28 protein-coding genes are annotated in these 26,233 nt (G+C 34.1%); 16 read left to right on the forward strand and 12 right to left on the reverse strand.

Translation table 11 applies throughout. From position 1 onward, the window contains the following. Positions 1 to 27 precede the first annotated feature (27 nt). Positions 28 to 2,361 (forward strand): PBP1A family penicillin-binding protein, encoded by a 2,334-nt coding sequence (locus tag M9C82_00680; GenBank protein ID URQ73679.1) that lies wholly within the window; start codon positions 28 to 30, stop codon positions 2,359 to 2,361. Here M9C82_00680 and slmA read toward each other — a convergent pair. From slmA to M9C82_00695, 3 genes are read right to left on the reverse strand one after another with little or no spacing between them, the layout of a single operon-like run. Continuing rightward, complete coding sequence (gene slmA, locus M9C82_00685; protein ID URQ73680.1) at positions 2,358 to 2,942, reverse strand: nucleoid occlusion factor SlmA; 585 nt, start codon at positions 2,940 to 2,942, stop codon at positions 2,358 to 2,360. The genes M9C82_00680 and slmA overlap by 4 nt on opposite strands. Continuing rightward, the gene (argB, locus tag M9C82_00690) at positions 2,943 to 3,827 is read right to left on the reverse strand and encodes an acetylglutamate kinase (protein ID URQ73681.1); all 885 of its coding nucleotides are present in this window, start codon (positions 3,825 to 3,827) and stop codon (positions 2,943 to 2,945) included. It lies immediately after the preceding gene. Then, positions 3,811 to 5,178: a phosphomannomutase/phosphoglucomutase gene (locus M9C82_00695; GenBank protein URQ73682.1), complete on the reverse strand. Its 1,368-nt coding sequence runs from the start codon at positions 5,176 to 5,178 to the stop codon at positions 3,811 to 3,813. The genes argB and M9C82_00695 overlap by 17 nt, the downstream gene beginning before the upstream one ends. 42 nt (positions 5,179 to 5,220) lie before the next feature. On the opposite strand from M9C82_00695, the gene M9C82_00700 reads away from it, so the two are divergent. Genes M9C82_00700 through M9C82_00715 form a run of 4 tightly spaced genes read left to right on the forward strand, consistent with a single transcriptional unit; the run spans position 5,221 to position 9,098 of the window. After that, complete coding sequence (locus tag M9C82_00700) at positions 5,221 to 6,144, forward strand: branched-chain amino acid transaminase (GenBank protein ID URQ73683.1); 924 nt, start codon at positions 5,221 to 5,223, stop codon at positions 6,142 to 6,144. 17 nt (positions 6,145 to 6,161) lie between these two features. After that, positions 6,162 to 7,397: a glycosyltransferase family 4 protein gene (locus M9C82_00705; GenBank protein URQ73684.1), complete on the forward strand. Its 1,236-nt coding sequence runs from the start codon at positions 6,162 to 6,164 to the stop codon at positions 7,395 to 7,397. Beyond that, positions 7,397 to 8,107, forward strand: coding sequence for a class I SAM-dependent methyltransferase (locus M9C82_00710; protein URQ73685.1), 711 nt, complete (start codon positions 7,397 to 7,399; stop codon positions 8,105 to 8,107). The genes M9C82_00705 and M9C82_00710 overlap by 1 nt, the downstream gene beginning before the upstream one ends. 1 nt (position 8,108) lies before the next feature. Then, positions 8,109 to 9,098, forward strand: coding sequence for a prenyltransferase (locus tag M9C82_00715; GenBank protein URQ73686.1), 990 nt, complete (start codon positions 8,109 to 8,111; stop codon positions 9,096 to 9,098). Here M9C82_00715 and M9C82_00720 read toward each other — a convergent pair. Continuing rightward, positions 9,084 to 9,683 (reverse strand): class I SAM-dependent methyltransferase, encoded by a 600-nt coding sequence (locus M9C82_00720; GenBank protein URQ73687.1) that lies wholly within the window; start codon positions 9,681 to 9,683, stop codon positions 9,084 to 9,086. The two genes, M9C82_00715 and M9C82_00720, sit on opposite strands and share 15 nt — an antisense overlap. Between M9C82_00720 and M9C82_00725 the strand changes: the two genes are divergently transcribed. Genes M9C82_00725 through panC form a run of 4 tightly spaced genes read left to right on the forward strand, consistent with a single transcriptional unit; the run spans position 9,677 to position 12,992 of the window. Then, positions 9,677 to 10,588: an alpha/beta hydrolase gene (locus M9C82_00725; protein URQ73688.1), complete on the forward strand. Its 912-nt coding sequence runs from the start codon at positions 9,677 to 9,679 to the stop codon at positions 10,586 to 10,588. The two genes, M9C82_00720 and M9C82_00725, sit on opposite strands and share 7 nt — an antisense overlap. A gap of 7 nt (positions 10,589 to 10,595) precedes the next feature. Then, entirely contained in the window at positions 10,596 to 11,321 is a 726-nt protein-coding gene (locus M9C82_00730; protein ID URQ73689.1) for a glycosyltransferase, read from the forward strand. 19 nt (positions 11,322 to 11,340) lie between these two features. Then, complete coding sequence (gene panB, locus M9C82_00735) at positions 11,341 to 12,138, forward strand: 3-methyl-2-oxobutanoate hydroxymethyltransferase (GenBank protein ID URQ74106.1); 798 nt, start codon at positions 11,341 to 11,343, stop codon at positions 12,136 to 12,138. Then, positions 12,138 to 12,992: a pantoate--beta-alanine ligase gene (panC, locus tag M9C82_00740; GenBank protein URQ73690.1), complete on the forward strand. Its 855-nt coding sequence runs from the start codon at positions 12,138 to 12,140 to the stop codon at positions 12,990 to 12,992. Before panB ends, panC begins: the two co-directional genes overlap by 1 nt. On the opposite strand, the gene M9C82_00745 is transcribed toward panC, so the two are convergent. Next, complete coding sequence (locus M9C82_00745; protein URQ73691.1) at positions 12,975 to 13,868, reverse strand: lysophospholipid acyltransferase family protein; 894 nt, start codon at positions 13,866 to 13,868, stop codon at positions 12,975 to 12,977. The genes panC and M9C82_00745 overlap by 18 nt on opposite strands. A 74-nt stretch (positions 13,869 to 13,942) precedes the next feature. Here M9C82_00745 and M9C82_00750 point away from each other — a divergent pair, with 74 nt between their 5' ends. From M9C82_00750 to M9C82_00780, 7 genes are read left to right on the forward strand one after another with little or no spacing between them, the layout of a single operon-like run. Beyond that, positions 13,943 to 15,181, forward strand: a complete 1,239-nt coding sequence (locus tag M9C82_00750) for a 3-deoxy-D-manno-octulosonic acid transferase (protein URQ73692.1) — start codon at positions 13,943 to 13,945, stop codon at positions 15,179 to 15,181. A gap of 24 nt (positions 15,182 to 15,205) precedes the next feature. Continuing rightward, positions 15,206 to 15,544 carry a P-II family nitrogen regulator gene (locus M9C82_00755; GenBank protein URQ73693.1) on the forward strand — a complete coding sequence of 113 codons (339 nt, stop codon included), beginning with the start codon at positions 15,206 to 15,208 and terminating at the stop codon, positions 15,542 to 15,544. A 30-nt stretch (positions 15,545 to 15,574) separates the two neighbouring features. Beyond that, the gene (miaA, locus tag M9C82_00760) at positions 15,575 to 16,483 is read left to right on the forward strand and encodes a tRNA (adenosine(37)-N6)-dimethylallyltransferase MiaA (protein ID URQ74107.1); all 909 of its coding nucleotides are present in this window, start codon (positions 15,575 to 15,577) and stop codon (positions 16,481 to 16,483) included. A 45-nt stretch (positions 16,484 to 16,528) separates the two neighbouring features. Next, complete coding sequence (gene hflK, locus M9C82_00765; protein ID URQ73694.1) at positions 16,529 to 17,671, forward strand: FtsH protease activity modulator HflK; 1,143 nt, start codon at positions 16,529 to 16,531, stop codon at positions 17,669 to 17,671. A 1-nt stretch (position 17,672) separates the two neighbouring features. Then, positions 17,673 to 18,560: a protease modulator HflC gene (hflC, locus tag M9C82_00770; protein URQ73695.1), complete on the forward strand. Its 888-nt coding sequence runs from the start codon at positions 17,673 to 17,675 to the stop codon at positions 18,558 to 18,560. Positions 18,561 to 18,563: 3 nt separating this feature from the next. Next, a complete protein-coding gene (locus tag M9C82_00775) occupies positions 18,564 to 19,514 on the forward strand; it encodes an ATP phosphoribosyltransferase regulatory subunit (protein ID URQ73696.1) in 951 nt (316 codons plus the stop codon). Between the two features lie 3 nt (positions 19,515 to 19,517). Continuing rightward, entirely contained in the window at positions 19,518 to 20,801 is a 1,284-nt protein-coding gene (locus tag M9C82_00780; protein ID URQ73697.1) for an adenylosuccinate synthase, read from the forward strand. Here the strand turns inward: M9C82_00780 and nusB are convergent. The 7 genes from nusB to nth are packed head-to-tail and all read right to left on the reverse strand — an operon-like array spanning position 20,798 to position 26,207. Next, positions 20,798 to 21,199 (reverse strand): transcription antitermination factor NusB, encoded by a 402-nt coding sequence (gene nusB, locus M9C82_00785; protein ID URQ73698.1) that lies wholly within the window; start codon positions 21,197 to 21,199, stop codon positions 20,798 to 20,800. The two genes, M9C82_00780 and nusB, sit on opposite strands and share 4 nt — an antisense overlap. Then, complete coding sequence (ribH, locus tag M9C82_00790) at positions 21,192 to 21,635, reverse strand: 6,7-dimethyl-8-ribityllumazine synthase (GenBank protein ID URQ73699.1); 444 nt, start codon at positions 21,633 to 21,635, stop codon at positions 21,192 to 21,194. The genes nusB and ribH overlap by 8 nt, the downstream gene beginning before the upstream one ends. Next, a complete protein-coding gene (ribB, locus tag M9C82_00795; protein ID URQ73700.1) occupies positions 21,632 to 22,720 on the reverse strand; it encodes a 3,4-dihydroxy-2-butanone-4-phosphate synthase in 1,089 nt (362 codons plus the stop codon). The genes ribH and ribB overlap by 4 nt, the downstream gene beginning before the upstream one ends. Continuing rightward, complete coding sequence (ribD, locus tag M9C82_00800) at positions 22,711 to 23,820, reverse strand: bifunctional diaminohydroxyphosphoribosylaminopyrimidine deaminase/5-amino-6-(5-phosphoribosylamino)uracil reductase RibD (GenBank protein ID URQ73701.1); 1,110 nt, start codon at positions 23,818 to 23,820, stop codon at positions 22,711 to 22,713. Before ribD ends, ribB begins: the two co-directional genes overlap by 10 nt. Beyond that, complete coding sequence (nrdR, locus tag M9C82_00805; GenBank protein ID URQ73702.1) at positions 23,813 to 24,265, reverse strand: transcriptional regulator NrdR; 453 nt, start codon at positions 24,263 to 24,265, stop codon at positions 23,813 to 23,815. Before nrdR ends, ribD begins: the two co-directional genes overlap by 8 nt. A gap of 3 nt (positions 24,266 to 24,268) precedes the next feature. After that, a complete protein-coding gene (locus tag M9C82_00810; protein ID URQ73703.1) occupies positions 24,269 to 25,522 on the reverse strand; it encodes a serine hydroxymethyltransferase in 1,254 nt (417 codons plus the stop codon). A gap of 31 nt (positions 25,523 to 25,553) precedes the next feature. Next, positions 25,554 to 26,207, reverse strand: coding sequence for an endonuclease III (nth, locus tag M9C82_00815; protein URQ73704.1), 654 nt, complete (start codon positions 26,205 to 26,207; stop codon positions 25,554 to 25,556). Positions 26,208 to 26,233 lie beyond the last annotated feature (26 nt).

Raw genomic sequence — 26,233 nt, forward strand, 5'->3', positions numbered from 1 at the left:
TATTTTTTTTCATTATTAATTATTTTTTTGCTACCAATTCAATTTGGTCTGGGCCTATTCATTTATTTATCGCACGATCTCCCTTCGACTGCAGACGTTAGGAAAGTCGAATTACAAATTCCTTTAAAAATATTTACATCTGATGGAAAGCTAATTGGAGAATATGGAGAAATACATCGTACAAAATTATCTTTCGATCAAATACCTGAAAATATAGTCAACGCTTTTTTAGCGGCAGAGGACAGCGACTTTTTTTCTCACAGCGGTGTGGATTTTCTTAGCTTGTTAAGAGCAACCTATCAATTTGTGAAAGAAGGAGAAATTATTAGCGGTGGGGGAACCATTACTATGCAAGTAGCAAGAAACTATGTGCTTACAAAAGAACAGACCTTTGAAAGAAAGTTAAAGGAAATTTTTATGGCTTTTAAATTGGACTTATCTTTTACAAAAGAAGAAATTTTTGAGCTCTACGTAAATCAAATATTTTTAGGAAACCGTGCCTACGGCATAGCAGCCGCTTCTGAAATTTACTACGGCAAGGACCTTAGCGATTTGTCAATTGCACAATCAGCTATGATAGCCAGTCTTCCAAAAGCCCCGTCCAGAATTAACCCTATCGCAAATCCTGAAAGAGCTCTACTAAGAAGAAATTGGGTTTTAAGTAGAATGGAATCATTAGGGTTCATTCAAGAAAAAGTTTTTGAGGAAGCTTTTAATGAGCCGATTTCTGCATCGTTTTATGGAATAGGTTCTGAAGTTGAGGCAGATTATTTGTCTGAACAAATTAGAAGATACATGATTGAAAACTATGGGCTTTCATCATACAAGGAAGGATACAAAGTTTATTCTACAATCAGCTCTTCGAAACAATCGGCCGCGGTAAATTCTCTACGCAGGGGTATTGAAGAATACGAATTCAGGCATGGGTTTAGGAAACCTAATAATTTTAAGGAACTTATTCCTAAAGAGTTCAATCAAAGAAGTGATCTCTTTTATAGAATTGGCTACGACCCAAGAAATTTTAAGGACTCCTTTGGCCTTAAAAAGGATCTTCTTAACCCTTTGGACGATTTGCTCGACTTTCTGTCAGATCAGCCAAGATTTAATTCATTTGATCCTGTTTTAATTCTGTCGGTTGATTCATCAAAAATTTCAGTACTAAAAAGGAATTCAGAAATTGAAACAATTTATCTGAATAATCTAAGTTCAAATATTAGACCTAGAATTGATGAGAATAAAAAAGGTAAAAACTTGACGAGTTTCTCAAGTTTTTTTGAAACAGGAGACTTAATTTGGTTCAAAGAAATTTCGGAAAAGACATTTGAGTTAGCCATGCATCCAGAGGTTCAAAGCGCACTTGTGAGCATCGATCCAAATTCCGGGAAAATTTTGGCTTTAGTTGGCGGTTATAATTTTGATTCAAGTAAATTTAATAGAGCCTTTCAGGCAAAACCTCAACTTGGGTCAAATTTTAAACCTTTTTTATATGCAGCAGCTTTCGAGAATGGTTACAGCCCGGCGACAGTTATTAATGATGCTCCAATAGTTTTTGAGGATCAAAATTTAGAAGAATTTTGGAGGCCCAAAAATGCGAGCGGGAAATTTTATGGACCCACTAGACTGAGAGAAGCGCTTTTGCAGTCAAGAAATGTGGTCTCAGTAAGGCTTCTCAATGACTTAGGAATTTCAAAAGCAAAAAACTATTTAACTAGGTTTGGTTTTGAAAGAGACAGTTTGCCTGAAGACCTATCAATGGCTCTAGGATCCTATGGAATAAGTCCTTACAAGAATGCCGAATTTTTTTCAATTTTTGCAAATGGTGGAAAAAAAATAAAACCCTTTTTTATTGAAAGAATAATTGATAAAAATGGAAAAGAATTAATTCTAGAAAATGAAGATGTTTCTAAAGCTTCTATTGCTAGATGGTATGGAAAACAAATTCCTAAAGAAGAGACTTATGCAATCGATCCAAGAGTTTCTTTTTTAGTTAATGATATTCTTCGTGAAGCAACTCAAAGAGGTACTGGAAAAGCTATCAAAAAACTAGAGAGGGATGACTTCGCAGGAAAAACAGGTACCACAAACGATTCTGAAAGTGCTTGGTTCACTGGGTTCAATAATAAGATTTTAACAACTGTTTGGTTTGGATACGATCAGCCTCGATCTCTTGGAAGAAACGAATATGGCAGTACAACCGCTCTGCCAATTTGGCTTAACTTTATGGAGGAAATAATTGATACGATTGAATACTCGATTCCATCTGTTCCTTCAAATTTAATTGCTAAAAAAATAAATCCTTCGACGGGCAAGGAAGCTAATTCTTTGGACGATAATGCCAGATTCGAATATTTTTTCGATTAAACAAAAATAGAATCTTTAAGCAAGTTCCAGTGTGCTTGCCAGTCGGTAAGAGAATTTTTTTTAAAGTTGCTTCGAGTAAATGCTTGAATTTGCCCTTCCATGCAGGACATCAATAAATCAGCAGAACTAGAAGAATTAATTTTAAGTTTCTTTTTTGTTTCTCTTTCATAAGATTGGAAAGATTGTTTTATTTCTACATTTAAACGTTCAAAAATTAGAGAAATTTTATCGTCTATTTTTGCTTCAGCCGCTGTAAGAGCTTGCTTGTTTAAAATTTTTGCAAAACCTTTATTTGTTTCACAAAATGAAAGAATTAGAGAAACTATTAGACCAGGTACTTCTTCGGAGGGATGATTTGAACGGATGCTTTCTATTCTTGGAAAAATATTGGATTCAAAAAAAATAACCATTTCTTCATAAATTTTTCTTTTGCTAGGGAAATGCCTGTAAATTGCAGCTTCTGTAATTTCAGTCCTTCTGGCTAATTCGGCAGTAGTGATTTTAACTGGTTCTTTTTCCTCGAGCATTCGGGCAAGAGTTTGCATGATTTGAGTTTTTCTGGAAACTTTATCTTCAGCCATCTATCTATTTATTAAAGTGCCAACACCTTTCTGAGTTAATATCTCCAACAATACAGCATGAGGAACTCTCCCATCAACTATGTGCGCATAATTTACCCCATTGTTTAATGCTTCTATTGCGGCTTTTAACTTTGGGACCATCCCTCCGCTAATTATTTTTTTATTTCTCAGCAATTTTTTTGATTCTTTTAAACTTATTTCGGAAATTTTTTTACCATTTGAATTATTGATGCCATGGACATCAGTCAGAAGAATAATTTTTTCTGCTTTTATTGATGCGGCAACAAAGCATGCAACGTCGTCTGCATTAATATTGAGCGGTGTTTTTTTTCTACTCCATCCTATAGGCGAAATTATTGGAATTTGTTTACTGGATAAGACTTCTAGGAGTTTGGATTTATCTATCTTCTTAACGCTTCCTACCTCGCCAAGTTTTTTATTTTTTTGTTTTTCTGCAGAAATAAAGTTTAATTTCTTACCAGCAAATGATTTTCCAAATCCTCCCCAAGAATCAATAAGATTCTTTATGTCCTTATTGATTTCATTATCTAAAGTAATTTGGATTATTTTTATCATTTCTTGAGAAGTAACTCTTAAGCCTTCATGGAATTCGTAATTAATTTTCTTATTTTTTAATGCCTTTCCTATTTGAGGTCCCCCTCCATGGACAATTACAGGATTAATGCCAACGGCTTTCATTAAAACTATATCTCTTGAAAAACTTTTTCTTAAAAAACTGTTTTGCATTGCGCTTCCACCATATTTGATCACAATATTTTTTCCAGAGAATTTTTGAATAAATGGTAAGGCCTCAGTCAGAACTTTAGATGTATTGATCGCGTTTTTTCTTAAAATACTCATGTTTAATTCAAAATTTAAGTCCACTATTGATTTTGAACAACTCTTTTTGAAAAAGTTCTTTTATCGATTTTAGCTCCTTATTTGTCTCAGCTTCAAACCTAAGCACCAAGCTTGGAGTTGTGTTTGAAGCTCGTATTAATCCCCATGATCTAGGACCTTCAAGTCGCAAACCATCAATAGTAATTGCGTTGAATCCTTCGGGTTTAAAATTACTTTTTAATTCATTTATCACTTCAAATTTATATTTGTCATCGGTAGAAATTTTAATTTCAGGAGTATTGAACATATTTGGAAATTCATTGAAAATTTCATGAGTTGTTTTCTGTTGATTAGATAGAATTTCTAAAAGTTTTAAGCCTGAAAAAATTCCATCATCAAAACCATACCAATCTTCATTATAAAAAATATGCCCACTCATTTCCCCTCCTAAAGCGGCATTATTTTTTTTTATTTCGGACTTAATAAAGGAGTGACCGGTTTTTGTCATGATTGGGACGCCTTTATGTTTCTCAATTGTTCGTTTGAGTTGATTGGAACACTTAACGTCAAACACAATTTTTGATTCTTTATATTTTTCCAAGATATCTTTTGACATTAAAGAGAGATAGCGATCAGGGTAGATAATTTCACCATCACTATCAACAACACCGAGTCTGTCACCATCTCCATCAAGAGCGATGCCAATATCTGCTTTATGCAATTTAACAGCTTTAATTAGGTCCGATAAATTTTCAGGGTCACTTGGATCGGGATGGTGATTGGGAAAACTTCCATCAACTTCACAAAATAATTCTATAAGTTCATCAGAAAATTTTTTAAATATAGTTGGACCTAAAACTGATCCCGCCCCATTTCCGCAATCTAAAACTACTTTTAATTTTTTCCTTAAGATAATTTTTTCATTCAGCTCTTGGATGTATTTTTGATCGAAGGATTGATTCGATAATTTTCCTTTGCCCGTTAAAAAATTATCTTCTTCAATTCTTTTTTTTAACAAAAGAATTTCTTTCTCTTTGAGAGAGCTTCTATCCAAGACAATTTTAAACCCGTTATAGTTTTTAGGATTATGGCTTCCAGTTACCATGACACCATTTACGGTATTACCTTTAAAAGTTGCAAAATACAAAAGCGGGGTGTGAACCATTCCAATATCAATCACATTGCATCCTGTTTTTAAGATGCCTTGAATTAAATAATCGCTGATTTCTTTTCCTGAAAGTCTGCCATCTCTTCCGATATAGATATCTTTAGCATTTCTTCCTAATACTTCGCTTCCGATAGCTTTACCTATATTTTCAACAAGCTTTGGCGTCAATTCTTCATCGACGATACCTCTAATATCATAAGCTCTAAATACTTCAGAATTCACTTTCATATAAGATTCTCCCGCTTATAATGATTCTCTTAAAAAAGATTTATGACTGATTTTGAAACTAAAGATGGATTCATATGGATGGATGGAGAATTTGTCGAATGGGCTGAAGCAAAAATACATGTTTTGACACATACTTTACATTATGGGCTTGGTGTTTTTGAAGGGGTAAGAGCTTATTTAACTGATGAAGGCACCAAAATATTCAGACTAGAAGACCATACCAACCGTTTATTTGAGTCTGCTCAAGCCGTTAACATGCAAATTCCCTTCTCGAAGAGTGAAATAAATAATGCCCAAAAAGAAATTTTCATTAAGAATAATCTCAAAGAAGGATACATTCGTCCGATGTGTTTTTATGGACCTCAAGGAATGGGCTTGAGAGCTGATAACTTGAAAACGCACTGCATCGTTGCTGCTTGGGAATGGCCAAGTTATATGTCTCCTGAGGCATTTGAAGAGGGTATAAAAATTAAAATTTCTTCTTTCAAAAGACAAACTAATAATCTTGTATCTAGATCAAAAGTAAATGGCAATTACGTTACATCAATTATGGCTTTACAGGAGGCTTTGCAAGAGGGTTATGACGAAGCTTTGCTTTTGGATGACGAAGGCAATATCTCTGAAGGATCTGGGGAAAACCTTTTCCTGATAAAAAATGGTGAAGTTTTTACCCCAGATTTAGATGCATCACTAGATGGAATCACCCGAAAGAGTATTATCAGCCTAGCCGAAGAAGATGGACTGAAAGTAAATATAAAAAAAATCTCTTTGGGAGAAATTCTTCAAGCAGATGAACTATTTTTTACTGGAACAGCTGCTGAAGTGGTTCCAATAAAATCGGTTGACCAAAGTCTTATCGCCGACGGTAAGAGAGGAAGAATTACCACTATTCTTCAACGAAAATATTTTGATCAAGTTCGCGGAAAAAGAACAACTTTTTCTGAATGGCTCACCCCAATAAGTTAAATCCATAAATTATTTTAATGTCTAATTTGAAAGTAGCTTTGCTTAGTTACAGAAGTAATCCTTTTTCTGGAGGACAAGGAATTTATGTCAAATATTTAAGCAGGTCCCTTGTAAAGCTTGGGCATGAGGTGACTGTATTTTCAGGCCCTCCTTATCCAGATTTAGATTCAAGAGTTAAGTTAGTAAAGGTGCCAAGCCTTGATTTATACAGTAAAAAAAATAAATTCTCAGAAGTCTCAATAAAAGAATTGAGAAATCTTCTTAATTTTTATGAATGGATCAGTATTAACTCTGGAGGATTTTCTGAACCTTACACATTCGGAAAGAGAATAAAAAAACTTCTGAAGAATAAATTAAATGAATTTGATGTGATTCATGACAATCAAAGCTTATGTTACGAACTTTTATATTTTCAAAAAAAAATTCCTTTGGTCACGACTATTCACCATCCAATTTCTAAGGATCTTAAATATGAATTAAAAAGTATTAAATCTATTTTCTTAAAACTTTTAAAAATTAGATGGCATTCATTTTTATGGATGCAGACTTTTGTTGCGAAACGCTTAAAGAATATTATTGCAGTTTCGTCTTCTTCAAAGAAAGATATACATGAAGATTTTAAGGTAGATTTGAATAGAATTTCGGTCATTCTTAATGGCATAGATAACGAAATTTTTTTTCCTCAAAACGATAAGACTGTAACTAAGAGAATTGTTACGACAGCGAGTGCTGACGTTCCTTTAAAAGGTTTAGATTTTCTCTTGGATGCTTTTTCAAATTTATCTAAACAATATTCAGATCTTGAGCTTCATGTTATTGGAGGTAAGAAAGAAGGCGGCCACACCCACAGGAAAATAATGGAATTAAATATAGAAAAAAAAGTTTTTTTTAATAATGATTTAACCTTTGATGAAGTAAGAGATGTCTATTGTTCTGCGGATTTAGTTGTCATTCCCTCTCTCTACGAAGGATTTGGATTTGCAGTAGGCGAAGCCATGGCATGTAATAAAGCAGTTGTTACAACAGATGGAGGAGCTATTCCTGAAGTAATTGGGGATTGTGGGATTGTCGTGAATACAGAAGATTCATTGCAACTAGAAGAAGGAATTAAAAAATTATTTAAAGATGAAGTGTTAAAATCTAAATTAGCAGACAAAGGTTACGAAAGGGCGGTTAGATTTCTAAATTGGGATATTGTTGCTTCCGAAGTTACTAAAGTGTACGAAGAGTCAATTAAATCTTTTAAAAAGTAATGCAAACCATTCAATACAAAAATTTTATTTTTACACCAAATCAAAAGTTGCTTGATGTTGGGTGCGGTCAAGGTAGACATTCTTTCGGCGCCTATATGCATACAGACATAGAGGTGGTGGGAGTCGACATGGGTTTTCAGGATGTTTTAAAAGCGAAACAAAATTTTAACCAATTCAAGGAAAAAAATGATTCCAAGAGTTGTAATTTTTTTGTGACTAATGCTAAAAATTTGCCATTTAAAAACAACGAATTTGACCACGTTGTTTGTTCAGAGGTTCTTGAACACATCATTGACTACGAAAGTGCTCTTAAAGAAATTAAGAGAGTTCTTAAACCCGGAGGAACATTTGCCTTGAGTGTTCCAAAATATTTTCCAGAATGGATTTGTTGGAAATTAAGTAAGGAATATCAAAATGAACCAGGCGGCCACGTAAGAATTTTTAAATATAAAAAATTAAAAGAGGATGTTAAATCATTGGGTTTTGAATTTAAAAAAAGACATTGGGCTCATGCTTTGCACTCTCCGTACTGGTGGATGCAATGTTTATTTTGGAACACCAAAGAAAAGTCTTTTTTGATAAAGTCTTATCATTCGTTTTTGGTTTGGGACATGACCAAAAATCCCTTGATAACAAAAATTTTGGAGTATTTTCTCCAACCTTTTATCGGCAAAAGCGTCGTAATGTATTTTGAAAATAAAGAGAATTAATTTGAAAGACAAGCAATCATTAACCTATTTAGGTGAGTACATTGCAAAATGTCAAAATAGGCTCGGTGCAATAGCTTGGGAGCCTAACGGAAAAGTAGATCCCTGGGATCATGTTGAGTCTATAATGGCTTTAAATTTACTAGATTTCAAAGAAGAAGCTTTAAAAGGTTTCGATTGGCTTATATCTTCGCAAGAGCAAGATGGTTCTTGGTATTCAGAATATCAAGGCGAGAAAATAACAAATTTAAATAAAGAAACAAATTTTTGTGCTTATATTTCATCTGGAGCCCTTCATCACTTTTTAAATTTTAAAGAGCTAAGTTTTTTAGAAAAAATTTGGCCAACTCTAAAAAAATCAATTGAGTTCGTTATATCGGGTCAAACTGATGAAGGAGACATTTTGTGGGCAAAAGACGATAACGAAGAGTGGATGGATGATTCTTTGTTAACGGGTTGTGCTTCAATATTCAAAAGCTTAAATGATTTTAACAAGATTGCAAAAACTCTCGGCTATGAAGAATTTATCCTAAAAGAAGAAATAAAAAATTTAAAAGATTCAATTATTAACAAATCAGAAAGATTCGACAGAACTTGGGAGAGTAAGGCTCGTTATAGCATGGACTGGTATTACCCTGTTCTTTGCGGCATACATAATAAACAAGACTCAAAAAAAATCATTAACGAAAGATGGGATGAATTTGTTGTGCCTGGTTTAGGGTGCAAATGTGTTTCTGAAGAACCTTGGGTAACGGTTGCAGAATCATGTGAGTTGATTTTGGCTTTAAATAAAATAGATGAAAAAAAAACGGCTTTAGAGATATTTGAAAATATTTCTAAACTAATTGATCAAAAAGATAAACTTTTTTGGACAGGATATGTTTATAAAGATGACAAGTTTTGGCCAATCGAAAAGCCAAGTTGGACGGCAGCTGCAGTTGTGCTTGCAGCTAATTCACTTTTTGAATTCAATTCAACTTCAAATTTTTTTTAAGACCGCTAAACTTTTTGTAAGAGAAATCTCCTCAAAGTTTCCAGATTCTTTGGCTTTACAAAAAATTTCGTAGGGCGGCCTGCCTCCATCTTTTGGGTCTGGAAACACATCATGGATCAACAAAAATCCACTTTTCATTATATGAGGAACCCAATTAGTGTAGTCTGCGTTAGCACTTTCTCTGCTGTGCCCACCGTCAATAAAGACCATTCCTAAGGGAATCTCCCAATTTTTAGAAATCTCTTTGGAGTCAGCAACTATTGGTAAAACAAAATTTGCTAAATTTGATTTTTTTAAATTTCTTATAAATTCTGGAAGACTATTAAAGCATGAGATATTTTGGTCAAAAAGGTCAGAATCATGGTATTCCTCTCCTAATTGATGTTCCTCAGAACCAGTATGATGATCGATGGTGAAGAGTACATTTTTATTTTTTTTACAAACACTGCCTATAATTAAAGCCGATTTCCCACAATAAGTTCCGATTTCAAGGCAAGGACCTAACTTCGAGCACTGTTTTGCAATTTTTGCTAATTCTTCACCTTCTGTGTTGTCAAGAAAACCTTTTACAGTGTTTAATGTCATTTCTAATCGATAATAGATTAATCTTTATGAAATTTGAAGCCAGAAAAACTATATCCTGTGAGGCGGGAGAATTTTCTTATTTAAAAAAAGAAGGCGAGAATGATCTGAATCCAATCATTTTTTTTCACGCTACAGGATTAAATCTGGAAACTTATAATAATTTCTTCGAAGAGCTCTTCAATCAATTTGAAGGCAAAAGAACTTTAATTGCCTATGATCAAAGAGGTCACGGTAAATCTAAAGCAGAGGCTAATCCAAGTAAATTGTTCTCATGGGACCAATATGCAGACGACGCAGTTTTAATTTTGAAAGCATTAGAAATTAAAAAAGCTTCTTTTATAGGACATTCAATGGGAGCAATTGTGGCTGCAGAGATTTGTAGAAGGAACATATTTGAAGTAGAAAATTTGGCTCTTATGGATCCAGTACTGCTTTATAACCCAAAAACTGCTTTTTTTTCCTCAATTCGTCAAAAATTTAATATGTGGAGATCACCAACAATAGCGCATTATGCAGCCAAAAGAAGAAGTGAATTTAAAAATCTCGAAGAAGCAAAAAGTCATTATGCTGGGAGGAGTATTTTTGCTTCCTGGCCAGAAACTTCAATTGAGGATTATTTGATAGGTGGTTTGGAAAATCATAACGATTCAATGAAATTAAGTTGTGATCCGACTTGGGAAGCCAAGACTTTTGAAACAGTTTCATTGAACTCATACAGAACGCTAAAAAACATAAAAGTTCCTGTCTTGATACTTAAAGCTTCTATGAATTCAACGATTCCAAATGTTGGGTTAAATTATCTTGCTAAAAACGAGAAAATAAAACTATTTGAAGTCGAAGGTACACATTTTTTTCTAATAGAAAAACCTAAAGAAATTGTAAAAAAAATCCAACAATTTTTTTGAGCGAAAAATGGGAAACAAAGTCAATATTATTTGTATGAAATGGGGAGAAAAATACGATTCTTCTTATGTAAATATTTTGTACAACATGGTCGAGAGAAATTTAAATAGACCTTTTAGATTTGTTTGTTTTACCGATAATAAATCGGGCTTATCAAGTTCAATAGAATCTTTTGAATTACCTAGCTTAAATCTTCCAGAGGGTATTCCTGAAAGAGGTTGGATGAAACTCTCTACCTTTGCTTCAAATCTTCATGATCTTTCAGGAAGTACTCTTTTTTTGGATTTGGATCTAGTCATCGTAGATAACATTGATGCTTTTTTCGATCACGCTGGTGATTTTTTAATCATAAAAGACTTCAGGAAAAAAAATTTTATAGGCAACAGCTCGGTTTATAGATTTGAAATTGGAAAGTATTATGATGTTTTGGCACATTTCAGAGAAAACTTTGAAAAAATTAAGATATCGTTTAGAAATGAACAAGAATTTCTTTCTGATTATATGAAAAAGAATCATTCTTTAGAATATTGGCCGGAAGAATGGTGCAAAAGCTTTAAAAAAGATTGTGTAGAAAAAGGATTAAAACAATTTTTCAAGCCTCCAAAAATTCCTTCTTTGGCTAAAATAATTATTTTTCATGGCAAACCCAATCCTCCAGATGCAATAATTGGAAAAAGTGGAAAATGGTACAGAAAGGTACTGCCGACTCCTTGGATTAAAGAAAATTGGAAATAATAGAATGTCATCGGATTCAATAAAACCTATTTCTTTACAAACCTTAAGAGATCTTAAAAGCTCAGGGAAAAAATTTGCTGCATTAACATCCTATGAATCTACCATGACCACTATGATGTGTGAGGCTGGAGTGGATTTAATTTTAGTTGGTGACAGTCTCGGAATGGTAATTCAAGGCCATGACTCAACCGTTCCTGTTTCGATGGAAGACATTCTTTATCATCTCAGATGCGTCAAAAATGGTAATTCTAACGCACACATAATGGCAGACATGCCTTTTATGAGTTATGCAACTGAACAGCTTGCTTACACGAATGCGACTCGACTCATGCAGGGCGGAGCAAACAGCATTAAAGTTGAAGGGGGGGAGGTGATACTTAAAATTACAGAACTATTGGCGAATAAAGGTATTCCTGTTTGTGCCCACCTAGGATTAACACCTCAGTCAATTAATAGAATTGGCGGTTATTTCGTTCAAGGCAGAGATCCTTCTTCTCATGATAAATTTATTGCCGAGGCTAAAGATTTAGAAAATGCGGGAGCAGAAATTATCCTTCTAGAATGTATACCAGTTGAGTTAACTGAGAAAATTGTTGATGCATTGTCTATTCCAACAATAGGAATAGGGGCCGGATCCTTGACCGATGGCCAGATAATGGTGATACATGATTTACTCGGCATCACTTGTTTAGATACGCCGCCTAAATTTGTTAAAAACTTTTTGGAAAAAGGAGAAACAATTCAAAGCGCCATAAGGAAATATGTTCTTGAAGTAAAAAGTGGAGCTTATCCTTCAACTGAACATTGTTTTAAATAGTGATCAAAGTTCAATCTTTAAATCAACTTTCAACAATTCCTTTTAAGAAACCTTATGCATTGATACCAACAATGGGAAACTTGCATGCGGGACATATGAGCCTATTAAAGACTGCTTTAAAAAAAAACTACAATCCAGTAGTCTCAATATTTGTAAATCCGCTTCAATTTGGTCCCAACGAAGATTTAGATAAATATCCAAGATCGTTGGAAAGAGATTTAGAAATTTTGGAAGAAAATAATTGTCATGGAGTTTTTATTCCTTCGCAAAGTGAAATTCTAAAAAATATAGAATCTCTTATCGCGCCAATTGCCGATAAGTTATGTGGCAAGTCAAGACCTGGACATTTTGATGGAGTCATTACAATTGTTAATAGACTTTTTGAGTTAACAAAACCCGATGCTTGTGTTTTTGGTATGAAAGACTTTCAACAGCAATTAATTATCAAGCAGTTGATCAAGCAAAAAAAATATCAAATAAAATTTTTATTGTCTCCTACTGAAAGAGACGAAAATGGTTTAGCGCTCTCGTCTCGAAATAATTACCTCAGTGAAAATGAAAAAACCCACGCTTCTTTGATTTTTAAAATTTTGAACAAGATAAAAAACGAGATTGAACTTAGCTATCAAAAAAATAAGAATTTATCGATAAGCTATTTTGATTTAATACAAAAAAAATTCCATAAGAAAATTGAAAAAGAAGGGTTTAAGATTGATTATCTCGATATTTTAGATTCCGAAACTCTTGAGGCAGTTAAACCGGACACCAAGTCTATTCTGATTGCAATTGCAGTTTTTTATAAAAAAGTAAGATTAATAGACAATTTGATTTTAGATTTAACTTCTTTTTCTTAGAAGATTTTCAGGATAAAAAGACTTTTCCCCTTCAGGTCTATTTTTAAATCTCCTATGAGACCATAAATAATTTTCAGGATTTTTTTTTATTTTTTCTTCAATCCTTAAATTTATTTCCCTTAAATCTTCTTCCATATTACGACCCCTCAAAATTATCCTATCCAAATTAACTTTGTATTTTGAATTTCTTTTTTCCAGAGAGAATAAATACACATCGCAAGCAGCTTTTTTTGCCGCTATGTAGGGAAATTTTACTGTCAAAGCTTTGTGCCCAAAAAATTCAACGAAAATAGAGCTTTTATAACCATAATCTTGATCTGGAGCATATAAACATGCTTTACCTTTTTTTAGAAAATCTAGAAGATCTAAAATTTCATCTGGGTTAAAAATTCTCTCTGTAAACTTTTTTCGACTTGCCTTAAATAAATTATCAACAATTTTATTACTCTGCGGCCGAGCCATTCCAGAGACAGGCATAAATAATGAGGCAATTCTTACCACTAAATCTAAGTTAGGAGTATGCATGAATAGAATTAATTTACCTCTTGAAGGATCTTTGAGATCTGAAACTTTTTTTATTTCCTCAAAATTTATCAATAGTTCCTTGAGTTTTTTATCTGATGCCCAAAATGCATTCAAAAAATCAAAAAGCGACTTTCCTAAAAGTAAAAAACTCTTTTTTAAAATAATATTTATTTCTTCGTCTTTTTTTTCAGGAAAGCATTTTTTTAAGTTCCATCTTGAAATTTCTCTTCTTTCTTCAAGAGTTTTAAAAAAAATATGCCCTAGAAAATTTCCCAAAGAATATTGGACGCTTCTGGGAAGCATATTTAATGTCTTCAACAAAGCATATATAGAGAATTCCAATATTTTCATTAATTTATTTTAACTTACTCAAAATTGCTAATTAGAGTATTTTGAATATTTGCCTCTGATAAAATGCACATAGAATGCTTTTCTACAATCTTTTTTTATACATCCTTTTTCCTTTTGCGATTTTGAGATTATTTTCTAAAAAAGAATTTAATCTCTCAGAGTTGCCAAGAATAAAAGAAAGGTTGGGAAAAGTTAATCTTGAAAATAATTTCCAAGAAAAACCAATATGGATACACGCAGTCTCTGTTGGGGAAGTAAAAGTAGCTAGCCTATTGGTAAAAGAAATTAAAAAGCAGTATCCTGATATTAAAATCTTTCTAACTGTTTCGACCCTTACTGGATCACGACAGCTTCAGAAACTTTATGGCAATGATCTAGAACACCAATATCTTCCTTATGATTTGAATATCTTTGTAAAAAGATTTTTATTGAGCATAAAACCCAAATGTTTAATTTTAATAGAAACTGAAATCTGGCCGAATTTAATAAATAATTGTGTCAAACAAAATATTCCTATCGCACTCCTTAATGGACGTTTGTCGGAGAAATCGTTAAAAAAATATCAGCGTTTTGAAACTTTTTTCAAAAAAATATTTTCACAACTAAGTTTGGTAGTATCACAAAGTCAAAAAGACTCAGACAATTTCGTTATTGCAGGGGTAATTCCACAAAAAGTCTTTTTTGATCATTCATTAAAATTTTCTGACTTAGTTTCTTCGAATGATTCAAAGGAAATAAACAAGGCCGACGACAAAAAAGGAAAAAAAATTATAGTTTGTGCAAGCACACATCCTAAAGAAGAGATTTTTCTAGTAAATGCGTATAAAAAACTTAACGATTCAAACTTTCACTTGGTCTTAATACCTAGGCATCCTCATAGAAGCGAAGAAGTGCGAAAAATTTTAGAGGATAATAAAGTTGCTTATGTGAAATTTTCTAATGTTTTGGATTTAAGTTATGAAATTACCTTAGTTGATAAAATGGGTTTAATAGAATCTTTTTTTAAGATAGCTGACATTGCTTTCATCGGAGGGACTTTGATTCCTCATGGCGGACAAAATTTTCTAGAAGCTGTAAAACATGGATTGCCAATATATTCCGGTGCTAGCACTTACAATTTTTCAGGAATCGTTGAGGATTTGCAAAGACTAAAAATATTAAATATTATAGAAAGTGAGTCTGATTTAGCATCTGCATGGGATAATTTTACTTACAATTCTGATTTAAAAAATCGGAGTAGCGATTATCTTTTGTCTAGACAAGGGTCAGTCGAAAGGTCAATAGAAAAGCTCTTACCATTCATAAAAGCTTGACGATTTTGGCAAGGGAGGATAGTTATGAAATTTGTTACTGCGGTAATAAAGCCACTCAAATTAGATGAAATTAGAAGCGCTTTAAACAAGTTGGAAGTAACTGGTTTGACGGTTTCTGATGTCAAAGGATTTGGTCGACAGAAAGGTACTACTGAACTCTATCGCGGCCACGAATATAAAACCGATTTTCTTCCTAAATTAAAAATCGAAGTTGCAATAAAAGACTCTCAAGTAGATGATGTTATTGATGCAATTTCAAAGGTCGCAAATACTGGAAAGATAGGAGATGGGAAAATATTTGTTTACGACCTTGAAAAAGTAACAAGGATAAGAACTGGTGAAGTTGATGAAGAGGCAATATAAGTAAAACTTTAAAGCTTTTATTTGAACGAAGTGAAACCCATCATTGCCATATATGGGCCTACCCATACAGGAAAGACAAATCTAGCTTCCGAATTTTTTTCAAGACATCCATCCGAAATCATAAGTGTTGATTCGGTTCAAATTTATAGAGAAGCTGATATAGGAAGTAACAAACCGGACAATCTCTTTCTAAAAGAAAATCCTCATCATTTAATTAATATTTTAAATCCTGATGAAACTTTTTCTGTTGGAGATTTTAAGGAAAAAAGCTTAAAAATCCTCAAACAAATAGACAGTCGGTCAAAATTTCCAATTTTAGTTGGAGGAACCATGATGTATTTTTACAGTTTGATTGAAGGCTTGGCAGAATTACCGGATCGAGACGAACTGATAAGGGCAGAGTTAATCTGTGATATGGAAACGTTTGGTCTAGAAAGCCTTTATAAACGTTTAGAAATAATGGATTTTGAAGCTACGAAAAAGATCCATCCTAACGATACTCAAAGAATTATTAGAGCCTTAGAAGTTTGTTTAATTACAAATGAAAAATTCAGTGAGATAAGAAAAAAAAGTGTTAAAGAAAAAATCTTGGACAGAAAGATTTTAAGTTTTGCAATAATTCCAGAAAACAAAAAAGAATATAAGGCTCAATTGGAGCAAAGATTTGAAGTCATGTTAGAAAAAGGCTTGCTAGAGGAAGTAGAAAAAATCATTGATAAATATTCAAAGAATGTATCACTTTTAAAATCTGTTGGTTATAGAGAATGTCTAGATTATTTAGAAAAAAAAATTAATAAGAAAGAACTAATCGAAAAGGCTGTTAATTCAACTTACAAACTTTCTAAGCGACAGATTACTTGGCTAAATAAATTTACCACAACAAAGGTATTTGAAAAAAATGAATCGAATAAAGTTATAAAGATTGAGTCTTTTATATGAATTCAGTGTTTCTTTCTTTACAATCAACACTTAGAATACGCATCTATGTCTTGGAACGATCAAAATAAAAATAATGGGTCAAGAGACCCATGGGGCAACAAAAATGATGCCCCAGATATTGATGAAGCTATAAAAAGATTCAAAGCTATCCTTGGCCCCATCTTTGGCGGTAGCTCAGGAGGCGGTGGAGGCAAAAAGTTTAGCTCGTCTAAATATATTTCATATTTTTTCACTGGACTAATCATTCTCTATGGCGCCGCAGGTATTTATACTGTTGATGCTCAAGAGGAAGCAGTGATCTTAAGATTCGGTGAGTATACCAACACAAAAGGTCCTGGAATTCATTGGAATCCTCCAATAATAGATTCTAGGCAGATTGTTAACACAGAAAAACTATTTACTCATACTACAAATTCTTCGATGTTGACCAAGGATGAGAATATCGTAAATGTTGAAGTCGCAGTGCAGTACAAGCGATCCAATCCTGTATTTTTTCTTTTAGAAGCATCTGGTCCTGAAGATAGTCTTTCTCAAGCCGCAGAATCTGCTTTAAGACACGTAGTAGGCAGTAATAGTATGGACAATGTTTTAACAACAGGTAGGGAGCAAATTGCCATTGATGTTAGAGGTCGCTTACAAGAGAGATTGAACACTTACCTTACTGGGATTGAAGTGGTGACAGTTACCATCAGAGAATCTAGGCCTCCCGAAGCAGTAAGAGCTGCATTTGATGATGTGGTTAAAGCTCGAGAAGATGAAGTAACTTTGAAAAACCAAGCAGAAACTTATGCCAATGAAATAGTTCCTATCGCAAGAGGTGCGGCTAAAAGAGCAATCCAGGACGCTGAAGGATACAAAGCAAAAGTAATTGCGGAAGCAGAAGGAGAAGCGACTAGATTTGATCAGTTACTAGCCGAATATAAGAAGTCTCCAGACGTTACTCGTGAAAGACTATATCTTGATGCCGTTCAATCTGTTATGTCAAATAGTACAAAAGTTATGATCGATGTTAAAAATGGTAACAACATTATGTATCTTCCTTTAGATCAAATAGCTGCCGCATCATCTTTGAGACCCTCTCAAGACGATGGTGTTAATGGGTCTTCTGATAGCCTTAATCCAACTGGCATTCAAGATTTAACAGATAGGGTCATTGAAGAAATCAGAAAAAGACAGGAGAGGAGATAGTATGGGTACTTTTAGGTTAGGTGTTATCGGTCTAGTCCTCCTGTTAATAATAATTCTTGCTAATAGTTTATATGTTGTCACCGATAGACAAACAGCAATTCTTTTAAGATTCGGTGAGATCGTAAATCCTAAAATTGAATCCGGTTTGCATTTCAAAGTTCCCATTTTGCATACAGTTAGGAAATTTGATTCAAGAGTACTTACCTTAGATGCCGTGCCTCAGCCTTATTTTACTGCTGAGAAAAAACGTTTAATTGTGGATGCATTTGTGAAGTGGCGTATCACAGACAACGAACAGTTTTACATAACATCTTCTGGAGGTCAGCTGGGCGCCATGCGAACTTTATTGACGCAAAGGGTGGATGAGGGTTTAAGGAACCAATTCGGGGTTCGAACTGTCCAAGACGTAATATCTGGTGAAAGAGATCAATTGATGCAAGTACTAACAGACGACTTGAACATTGTTGCTAACCAAGAACTTGGGATTGAAGTAATTGACGTGAGAGTAAAAAAAATTGAGTTACCAACTGAGGTAAATGATTCTGTATACAACAGAATGAGAACGGAAAGAGAGAGACTTGCTCAAGAATTGAGAGCCGAAGGAAATGAAATTGCCGAAGAGATAAGAGCGAATGCTGACAAAGAAAGAACAGTAATTCTTGCCGAAGCATATAAATTGGCTGAAATCCTAAAAGGAGAAGGAGATGCTGAGGCGACTTCAGTTTACGCCAAAGCTTTTGACAAAGATCCTGAATTTTACGAATTTACCAGAAGTTTGAATGCATATCAGTCAACCTTTCAAAACAAATCTGATGTCTTATTAATAGACCCAGAAAGCGACTTTTTTAAATACTTAGACAGTTCGACAGGATCTCGAGAACAGCAATAAAAAATGCCTATCAAATCTTCATATCTGCCCGATGGAGTAGAAGATATAACTGCGGTTGACGCTAAAAACTTAGAATCTACTAAGCGTGCTTTAATTGATTTTTATGAATCTGAAGGGTTTCAATTAACTTACCCATCCTTAGTTGAATTTGCTGACGCAATTGGTGGAGACGAAAACCAAACTTTAAAAGACTCTGCTTTCAGTTTTAATGATGATCTTTCAACAAAAGAATTGGCTATTCGTCCAGATATATCTCAACAGATTGCAAGGATAGATCAGGCGGAAGCAACTGAGGAGGAAAGAAGATATTGTTACGCCGGTGAAGTTTTGAAAAAAAGAAAAGACTCTTTCAGTAGGTCAAGAATAACTATTAAATCAGGGGTTGAAATCTTCGGTGGGAAAGATAATCGATTTGAAATCTTAAAGCTTCTTTCCAAAAGCATGGAGATTACAAAAATCGAAGATCTGACTTTGTCTTTTGGAAAAACAGAAGTTTTTGATTCATTTATAGGCACTTGTGCTTTGTCTTATAAAGAAGCTAATGAATTAAACAATATTATCTCTACGAAATCTGAGTCAGACTTAACCGATTGGGTAAAAGATAAAGAAATTGAAGAAGAAGTTAAAGATAAATTAATTAAATTAATGAATTGTAAGGGCGATCTATCAGTACTCTCCGATTTGGAGGCCTTAGAGGTTGGAAAAGATTTATTAAAAGATATTGAATCGATTTGGAACTTTGTGGAAAAAGAAACTCTTTTTGAACCGCATATCGATATGACAGATTTTCCTGGATTTAATTATCATTCAGGGTTAGTTTTTTCAGTTCATTCTAAGAATTTTGGATTTTCTATAGCTAACGGTGGGCAATACAAAATCAATTCAGGCGCAACAAATAGATCAGCAATAGGTTTTGATAAAGACTTGTTTGCTATCACGAAAATTAATTCATAATTTATGAAGGGTAATTTTGCGGTACTAGGACTTCAATGGGGGGATGAAGGCAAGGGAAAAATTGTAAACTTTTTGTCAGACCGAGCCAACGCAGCTTGCAGGTATCAAGGCGGGCACAACGCTGGTCATACTCTCATCATTGATGGAAAAAAAATTGTTTTGCACTTGCTTCCTTCCTCAATTTGTCATGAAAACGCGTTATCTTTGATTGGAAAGGGAGTAGTGATTTCATGCGATGCACTTTTTGAAGAAATGAAACAAATAGAACCGGTGGCTAAAAATATTTCGCAAAAATTAAAGATAAGCCCTGCTTGTAGTTTGATTCAGCCGTATCATATTTTAGTTGATCAGCTCAAAGAAAAATCAAATAGCTTCAACACCATTGGCACAACTTTGAGGGGCATAGGGCCAACTTATGAAGATAAAGTAGCAAGGCGTGCTATAAGAATTATCGATACTTTGTCTGAGAAAAAATTATCAGAAAAGTTAGAAGAAAATATATCTTATTATGATTTCTGGCTTGAAAAATATTTTGGACATTCGAAACTAGATTTTCAAGCTATCAAGGACGAAAATTTAAAAAATGGCGAAAAACTAAAACCAATGCTTGCAGATGTTTCAGCCGAGATAAGAAAACTAAACAGTGAAAATAAAAGGGTGCTTTTTGAAGGTGCCCAAGGCGCATTATTAGATGTTGATCAAGGGACTTATCCTTATGTGACATCGAGCAATTGCTCTCCAGCAGGAATTGCTTCCGGTGCAGGAATTGGCCCGCATGACATCGATTACATCTTAGGAGTAGTCAAGGCTTATGTTACACGAGTTGGAGAAGGGCCCATGCCAACCGAAATTGATGACTCGATAGGTGATAAAATTGCCATAAAAGGAGGCGAGGTTGGTGCAACAACTGGAAGGCCGAGAAGGTGTGGATGGTTTGATGCAGTTTCAGTAAAAAGGGTTATCGAGTCTAACAGTGTTTCGGCTTTGTGCTTAACAAAAATGGACGTTCTAGATTTTTTAGATGAGATCAAAATTTGCGTAGATTACAGATTCACTGACGATGCTGAAATTTTTTCTGAATGTATGGATCTCGAAACTGCTCAACCTGAATACATAACTTGCAAAGGTTGGAAGCAATCAATTAAGGGAATAAATAAAATAGAAGAGTTGCCTAGAGAGGCGATAGATTTTTACAGAAAAATTGAACAGCTTTGCGGAATTTCTGTGGACGTTATTTCGACTGCCCCCGACGATGCAGGAACAATAATGCTTAATCAAAGCATTTAACTTTTGTAATTATCCAAAACGGCGTTTACGAATTTATAACTAGAGTCCTGTCCATACTTTTTCGCTAACCTAATTCCTTCGTTTAAAGAGATTGATCGATCAATTTTTTTTTGCATCATCTCATAAATTATCGATCTTAAAATTGATATTTCTATTTGTCCTATGTCTTTGAAATTTAATCTTGAATTAGTTTCGATTACCTTATCTATTATTTTTTTATTTTTTTTAATTCCTTTTAAAAATTCATTAAGCTCCGATAAGTTAAACTTTTTATTTCTTTCTTTGAGCTGTTTTAAAATTTCAGTATTCGAATCACCACTTATTTCTTGCTGGTAAAGGGCTTGTAAAATTAATTCTCTTTTTTTGGAGGGAGAAGGAAAAATTTTTTTTTCAGGCATCTATTTCATTTAACAAATAAAGCGCGCTTTCGGCAAGTTCTGATCCTTTTGTTTTAGCCCTCTCAATTGCTTGTTCTCCATTATTTGTGGTTAAGATGCCAAAAATAACTGGCTTTTTGAACTTAATCCCTAAATTTATTATTTGATCACTTACCGATTGAGCAATGATGTCAAAGTGAGGAGTTTCACCTTTAATTATTGCTCCAAGAGTAATGGCGGCATCGAAACTTTCTAATTTTTCACTTACCATGAAAGGGATTTCAAAAGCACCTGGTACAGTAAAAGTTGAAAAATTTACTTTATGGTTGTTTAGAACCTTTAAACAATCTTCAACCATGGGCTCAATTATTTCATCGTTCCACTTAGTTTGTACGACCAATATTTTTTTATTCGAGAAATCTGCGTTGTCTAAATTTAGTTTTATACTTTTTTTCATTTTTGAATATATTTCACAACTTCTAATCCAAATCCTGAAATTGAAGGATACCTTGTCTTGGAGCCCATAAGAGTAATCTTTTCAACGCCTAAGTCTCGCAAAATTTGTGAACCCGCTCCAATTCTTCTTACATCAATTCCTCCAGGAATAGATTGTTTGTAAGATTTTTTTAAGTCTTGAATTTCCTCTTCTTTATCTTTTCCACCATCAATTAAGATAATCAAACCCGAGCCACTCTTATTAATTTTGTTCATTGCTTCATCAAGCGACCACCTTGATCCATACTCCTCTACTTGCAGCATGTCGTGTAAATAATTTGTTTGCTGCACTCTAACTAAAGTTGGCTTTGATTTAAGTATTTTTCCCTTCTTAAGAACCAAGTGAGTTTCGTCTGTTATGGCGTCTTTATAAGAAATTAGGGTGAACTTTCCATGTTTTGTGTTGACAAATTTTTGACTGAGTTTTTCTACAGTTTTTTCATTCATTATTCTGTAGTTAATCAAGTCAGCAATAGTTCCTATTTTTAAATCGTACTTTTTACTAAAATCCATTAAATCTTTTTTTCGTGCCATCGTCCCATCTTCATTCATAACTTCAACGATGACTGCAGCAGGATTCAAACCTGCTAATCTGCACAAATCAGTGCTTCCTTCGGTATGACCCGCTCTGGAAAGAACTCCTCCATTAATAGCCTTTACTGGAAATATATGACCTGGAGATACTATTTCACTAGCCTTTGCATTTGCTTTAGACGCTACCTTTATAGTCCTCGCTCGATCCGCAGCAGAAATTCCTGTGCTGATGCCTGTGGCAGCTTCAATTGATACAGTGAAGCCTGTGCCATGGCCACTTTTATTATCACTTACCATTTGATTCAGATTTAATTTTTTACACTTTTCTTCACTAAGCGCTAGGCAAATTAAACCTCTGGCATTTTTTGCCATGAAATTTATTTTTTCAGACGTAACTTTTTCACCAGCTAAAATGATGTCGCCTTCATTCTCTCTGTCTTCGTCGTCCATAAGAAGTACCATTTTGCCTTTTTTTATATCGGCAATTAATTCTTCAGTTTTATTCAATCCCATTTTTGTTTTTTTCTATAAATTAATTTTTTATCAATTCCAATTTTTGTTGATTCAATGATTTTGTATTTTTTTGATTTTAAAGGGTTTAATGAAGACGGTCCTTCAAAAAAAGAATCAGCGGTATTTGATAGTATCTTTGGCGCAATGTAAACAATAAACTCGTCTATTAAATCTGCTTTGATAAATGAAGTTAGAAGCTTTGGTCCTGCTTCTATCAATATTTCTTTGTAACCCATTTTTTCAATCTTGTTTAAGAACGAAACTAAATTTAATTTTGATCCTGATTTATTTAGAACCTTCACTTCAGTATTTGTTAGCTGATTTATATTGGGAAGATTTTTTTTACGCGAAGCAAATACAATTTTTTGAACCTTATCTTTGAAAAATTTTAAATTTTTTAAATCTTTAAGCGAGTTTCCAATCACGGCCTTGTCGGGCTGTTTGAAACTTTTGTGCTTTGTAATCTTTCGGTCTCTCACATTAAGCGAAGGATCGTCCTTTAGTAAAGTACCAGTGCCGGTAACAATTAAGTCAGAAATTGCTCTGTAGTGATGAGCGTCCTTTCTACTTGCTTTTGAAGTAATCCACTTATTTTTATTATTTTTAAACGAGATTTTCCCATCTTTAGACATAGCAATTTTCGCTCTAATATAAGGACCTTTTAAGTTAACTTTCTTCAGGAAGCCTTGATTTGTCTTTAAATCATTAAGATTTAATTCTTTAACTTTTAGACCTGCTTTTTTTAATTCTTTAATACCATTTTGAGATTTATCCTTGTCACCAATGACAACCTCTTTAAAAGAGTATTTTTTAAGCTCATCAACACAAGGCGGTGTTTTTCCATATGTGCTGCAAGGTTCCAATGAAACATAAATGGAGCTATTGGAAAGAGCATCTTCATAAGATTTAGGATATCTTCTTTTAACTGAGTTAATGGCGTTTACTTCTGCATGATGGCCACCATATTTTTCGTACCAACCCTGACCAATTATTTTGCCTTTTTTAACTATTACACATCCAACGTTTACTCCGGGCTTGGTAGTGTATTGACCACGTTTAGCCAAGTCATAGGCTAAAGACATGAACTTTTTTTCAGTCATTTGAAAGTTTTTTAACTTCCTCGCTAAATTCAAGTGGGTCTTGGAAGCTGCGATAAACCGAGGCGAACCTTACGAATGCAACTTCGTCGATTTTCCTTAAAAATTTCATTACCGTTTCTCCAATTTGTTTTGAAGGAATCTCTCTTTCTCCAAGCGAGCGGATGTCTTTTTTAATATCCTCTATTAATTTTAAAAACTCTTCTTGGCTGACTGGTCTTTTTTCAAGCGATCTAGCAATTCCTTCTTTTAGTTTAGTTTCGTCAAAAGGTACTCTAGATTTGTCTTGTTTAATGATTTTTGGCATGACTAGTTCAGCCAATTCGTATGTGGTCCAGCGTTCCTGACAGCGAAGACATTCTCTGCGACGACGAATCTCATTGCCGTCGGCTACCAGCCGTGAGTCGATTACCTTACTTTCTTCAAAGGTGCAAAATGGGCAATGCATGATTTATCTTGAATATACGGGGAACTGAGTACAGAGATTCCTAACTTCATCTTTGGTCTGATCAATTAATTTTTTACTATCTACATCATTAATAATATCAGCGATCCAACTGGCAATCATGTCCATTTCATTTTCTTTAAAACCTCTTCGTGTAACTGCTGGAGTTCCAATTCTTATTCCTGAAGTCACGAAAGGGGACTGAGGATCATTGGGCACTGAGTTTTTATTTACTGTGATGTGAGCAGAACCTAGAGCAGCGTCCAAAGTTTTACCAGTTAGATTGTTTTTAACTAGGTTCACTAAAAACATGTGATTTGAAGTTCCATTTGAAACAATGTCGATATCTCTCTCCATTAAAGAAGCACTAAGTTTCTTCGCGTTTGCAAGAATTTGCTTTTGATAATCTAAAAATTCTGGTTCCATTGCTTCTTTAAAGCAAACTGCTTTGGCAGCAATTATATGCATTAACGGACCACCTTGAGATCCTGGGAAAAGGGCCGAATTAAGTTTTTTGTGAAGCTCTTCATTTTCTTTGGCCAAGATTAGACCGCCTCTGGGACCAATTAAAGTTTTGTGAGTTGTTGTAGTTACTACATCGGCATAGGGAACAGGACTTGGATAAAGTCCAGCTGCTACTAAGCCAGAAACGTGCGAAATATCTGCTAGTAAATAAGCGTCAATTGAATCAGCGATTTCTCTAAATTTAGCAAAATCTAATACCCCTGAAAAAGCAGAAAAACCACAGATTATTAATTTGGGTTTGTGTTCGTCTGCAAGACGTTGCACTTCTTCGTAATCAATATCACCGGTCTCATCGATGCCGTAACTATAAGATTCATAAATTTTTCCAGAAAAATTTACTTTTGAACCGTGCGTGAGATGTCCTCCGTGATCTAAACTCATGCCAAGAATCTTGTCTCCAGCATTAAGCAAAGCTAAAAATACGGCTGCATTAGCGCTGGCACCGGAATGCGGTTGAACGTTAGCAAAATCTGCTTTGAAAAGTTTTTTTGCTCGATCAATGGCAAGTTGTTCCGCGACGTCAACAAATTCGCAGCCACCATAATATCTTTTACCTGGGTAGCCTTCGGCATACTTATTGGTCAGTATTGAACCTTGAGCCTCTAAAATTCTAGGCGATGCGTAGTTTTCAGAGGCAATGAGCTCTATATGCTCTTCTTGTCTTTTCTTTTCGCCTTCAAAAGCCTCCCACAGCTCAGAATCGAAACTTTCAATGGTAAAATTGTTTCCGTACATTAGAAAATTATACCTCCTAGCAAGGGTATTTCTATGCTTTATTGGTTATAACCTTACTTCTTCTTCTTGGATAAATTGCTTTGCAAATCTTGCATTCCAAACCAAAACATTCCCTAGCCGAACAGAATTCTCTACCGTAAAAAATTATTTGTAAATGAAGCTTTCCCCAACTGTCTTCAGGAAAAAGTAATTTCAAGTCTTTTTCAGTTTCTTGAACATTTTTCCCCTTTGAAAGACCCCATCTCTGAGCCAATCTATGAATATGGGTATCGACAGCAAAACTTGGATGGCCAAAAGCTTGGTTGACAACAACCGAAGCGGTTTTATGACCAACGCCAGCCAAAGTTTCAAGTGTTTCAATATCTCTTGGAATCCTTGAATTAAACTTATCGCAAAGAATTTTGGAAGTTTTTAAGATAGCTTTAGTTTTTTTCGGTGCTAATCCGCAAGATTTAATAATATTGTAAATTCTTTTTTCGCCCAGTTTGAGCATGTCTTTAGGATTTCTCGCCAATTTGAATAAATCTTTGGTTACGATATTTACGCGGTCATCGGTGCATTGAGCGCTTAATAAAACTGCAATTAAAAGAGTATAACTGTTTACAAATTTTAAGGGCGGCTTTGGATTTGGGTAGAGTTTGTCTAGCTCTTTTTGAATGTAGATTGCTCGCTCTTTTTTAGTCATTAATACTATTTTTTTGTTGCTACGAA

The sequence above is a fragment of the SAR86 cluster bacterium genome (assembly GCA_023703675.1).
Taxonomy (GTDB): domain Bacteria; phylum Pseudomonadota; class Gammaproteobacteria; order Magnimaribacterales; family AG-339-G14; genus AG-339-G14.

Excerpts from the sequence above, each read along its gene's own strand:
- M9C82_00755 (URQ73693.1), top strand. The coding sequence starts at position 15,206 with ATGAAATTTGTTACTGCGGTAATAAAGCCACTCAAATTAGATGAAATT.
- M9C82_00750 (URQ73692.1), top strand. The coding sequence starts at position 13,943 with ATGCTTTTCTACAATCTTTTTTTATACATCCTTTTTCCTTTTGCGATT.
- M9C82_00810 (URQ73703.1), bottom strand. The coding sequence starts at position 25,522 with ATGTACGGAAACAATTTTACCATTGAAAGTTTCGATTCTGAGCTGTGG.
- slmA (URQ73680.1), bottom strand. The coding sequence starts at position 2,942 with ATGGCTGAAGATAAAGTTTCCAGAAAAACTCAAATCATGCAAACTCTT.
- M9C82_00775 (URQ73696.1), top strand. The coding sequence starts at position 18,564 with ATGCCTATCAAATCTTCATATCTGCCCGATGGAGTAGAAGATATAACT.
- nrdR (URQ73702.1), bottom strand. The coding sequence starts at position 24,265 with ATGCATTGCCCATTTTGCACCTTTGAAGAAAGTAAGGTAATCGACTCA.
- M9C82_00745 (URQ73691.1), bottom strand. The coding sequence starts at position 13,868 with ATGAAAATATTGGAATTCTCTATATATGCTTTGTTGAAGACATTAAAT.
- ribH (URQ73699.1), bottom strand. The coding sequence starts at position 21,635 with ATGAAAAAAAGTATAAAACTAAATTTAGACAACGCAGATTTCTCGAAT.
- nth (URQ73704.1), bottom strand. The coding sequence starts at position 26,207 with ATGACTAAAAAAGAGCGAGCAATCTACATTCAAAAAGAGCTAGACAAA.
- hflK (URQ73694.1), top strand. The coding sequence starts at position 16,529 with ATGTCTTGGAACGATCAAAATAAAAATAATGGGTCAAGAGACCCATGG.
- ribD (URQ73701.1), bottom strand. The coding sequence starts at position 23,820 with ATGACTGAAAAAAAGTTCATGTCTTTAGCCTATGACTTGGCTAAACGT.
- M9C82_00725 (URQ73688.1), top strand. The coding sequence starts at position 9,677 with ATGTCATTTCTAATCGATAATAGATTAATCTTTATGAAATTTGAAGCC.
- M9C82_00730 (URQ73689.1), top strand. The coding sequence starts at position 10,596 with ATGGGAAACAAAGTCAATATTATTTGTATGAAATGGGGAGAAAAATAC.
- M9C82_00695 (URQ73682.1), bottom strand. The coding sequence starts at position 5,178 with ATGAAAGTGAATTCTGAAGTATTTAGAGCTTATGATATTAGAGGTATC.
- M9C82_00780 (URQ73697.1), top strand. The coding sequence starts at position 19,518 with ATGAAGGGTAATTTTGCGGTACTAGGACTTCAATGGGGGGATGAAGGC.
- M9C82_00705 (URQ73684.1), top strand. The coding sequence starts at position 6,162 with ATGTCTAATTTGAAAGTAGCTTTGCTTAGTTACAGAAGTAATCCTTTT.
- M9C82_00700 (URQ73683.1), top strand. The coding sequence starts at position 5,221 with ATGACTGATTTTGAAACTAAAGATGGATTCATATGGATGGATGGAGAA.
- ribB (URQ73700.1), bottom strand. The coding sequence starts at position 22,720 with ATGGGATTGAATAAAACTGAAGAATTAATTGCCGATATAAAAAAAGGC.
- hflC (URQ73695.1), top strand. The coding sequence starts at position 17,673 with ATGGGTACTTTTAGGTTAGGTGTTATCGGTCTAGTCCTCCTGTTAATA.
- nusB (URQ73698.1), bottom strand. The coding sequence starts at position 21,199 with ATGCCTGAAAAAAAAATTTTTCCTTCTCCCTCCAAAAAAAGAGAATTA.
- M9C82_00710 (URQ73685.1), top strand. The coding sequence starts at position 7,397 with ATGCAAACCATTCAATACAAAAATTTTATTTTTACACCAAATCAAAAG.
- M9C82_00720 (URQ73687.1), bottom strand. The coding sequence starts at position 9,683 with ATGACATTAAACACTGTAAAAGGTTTTCTTGACAACACAGAAGGTGAA.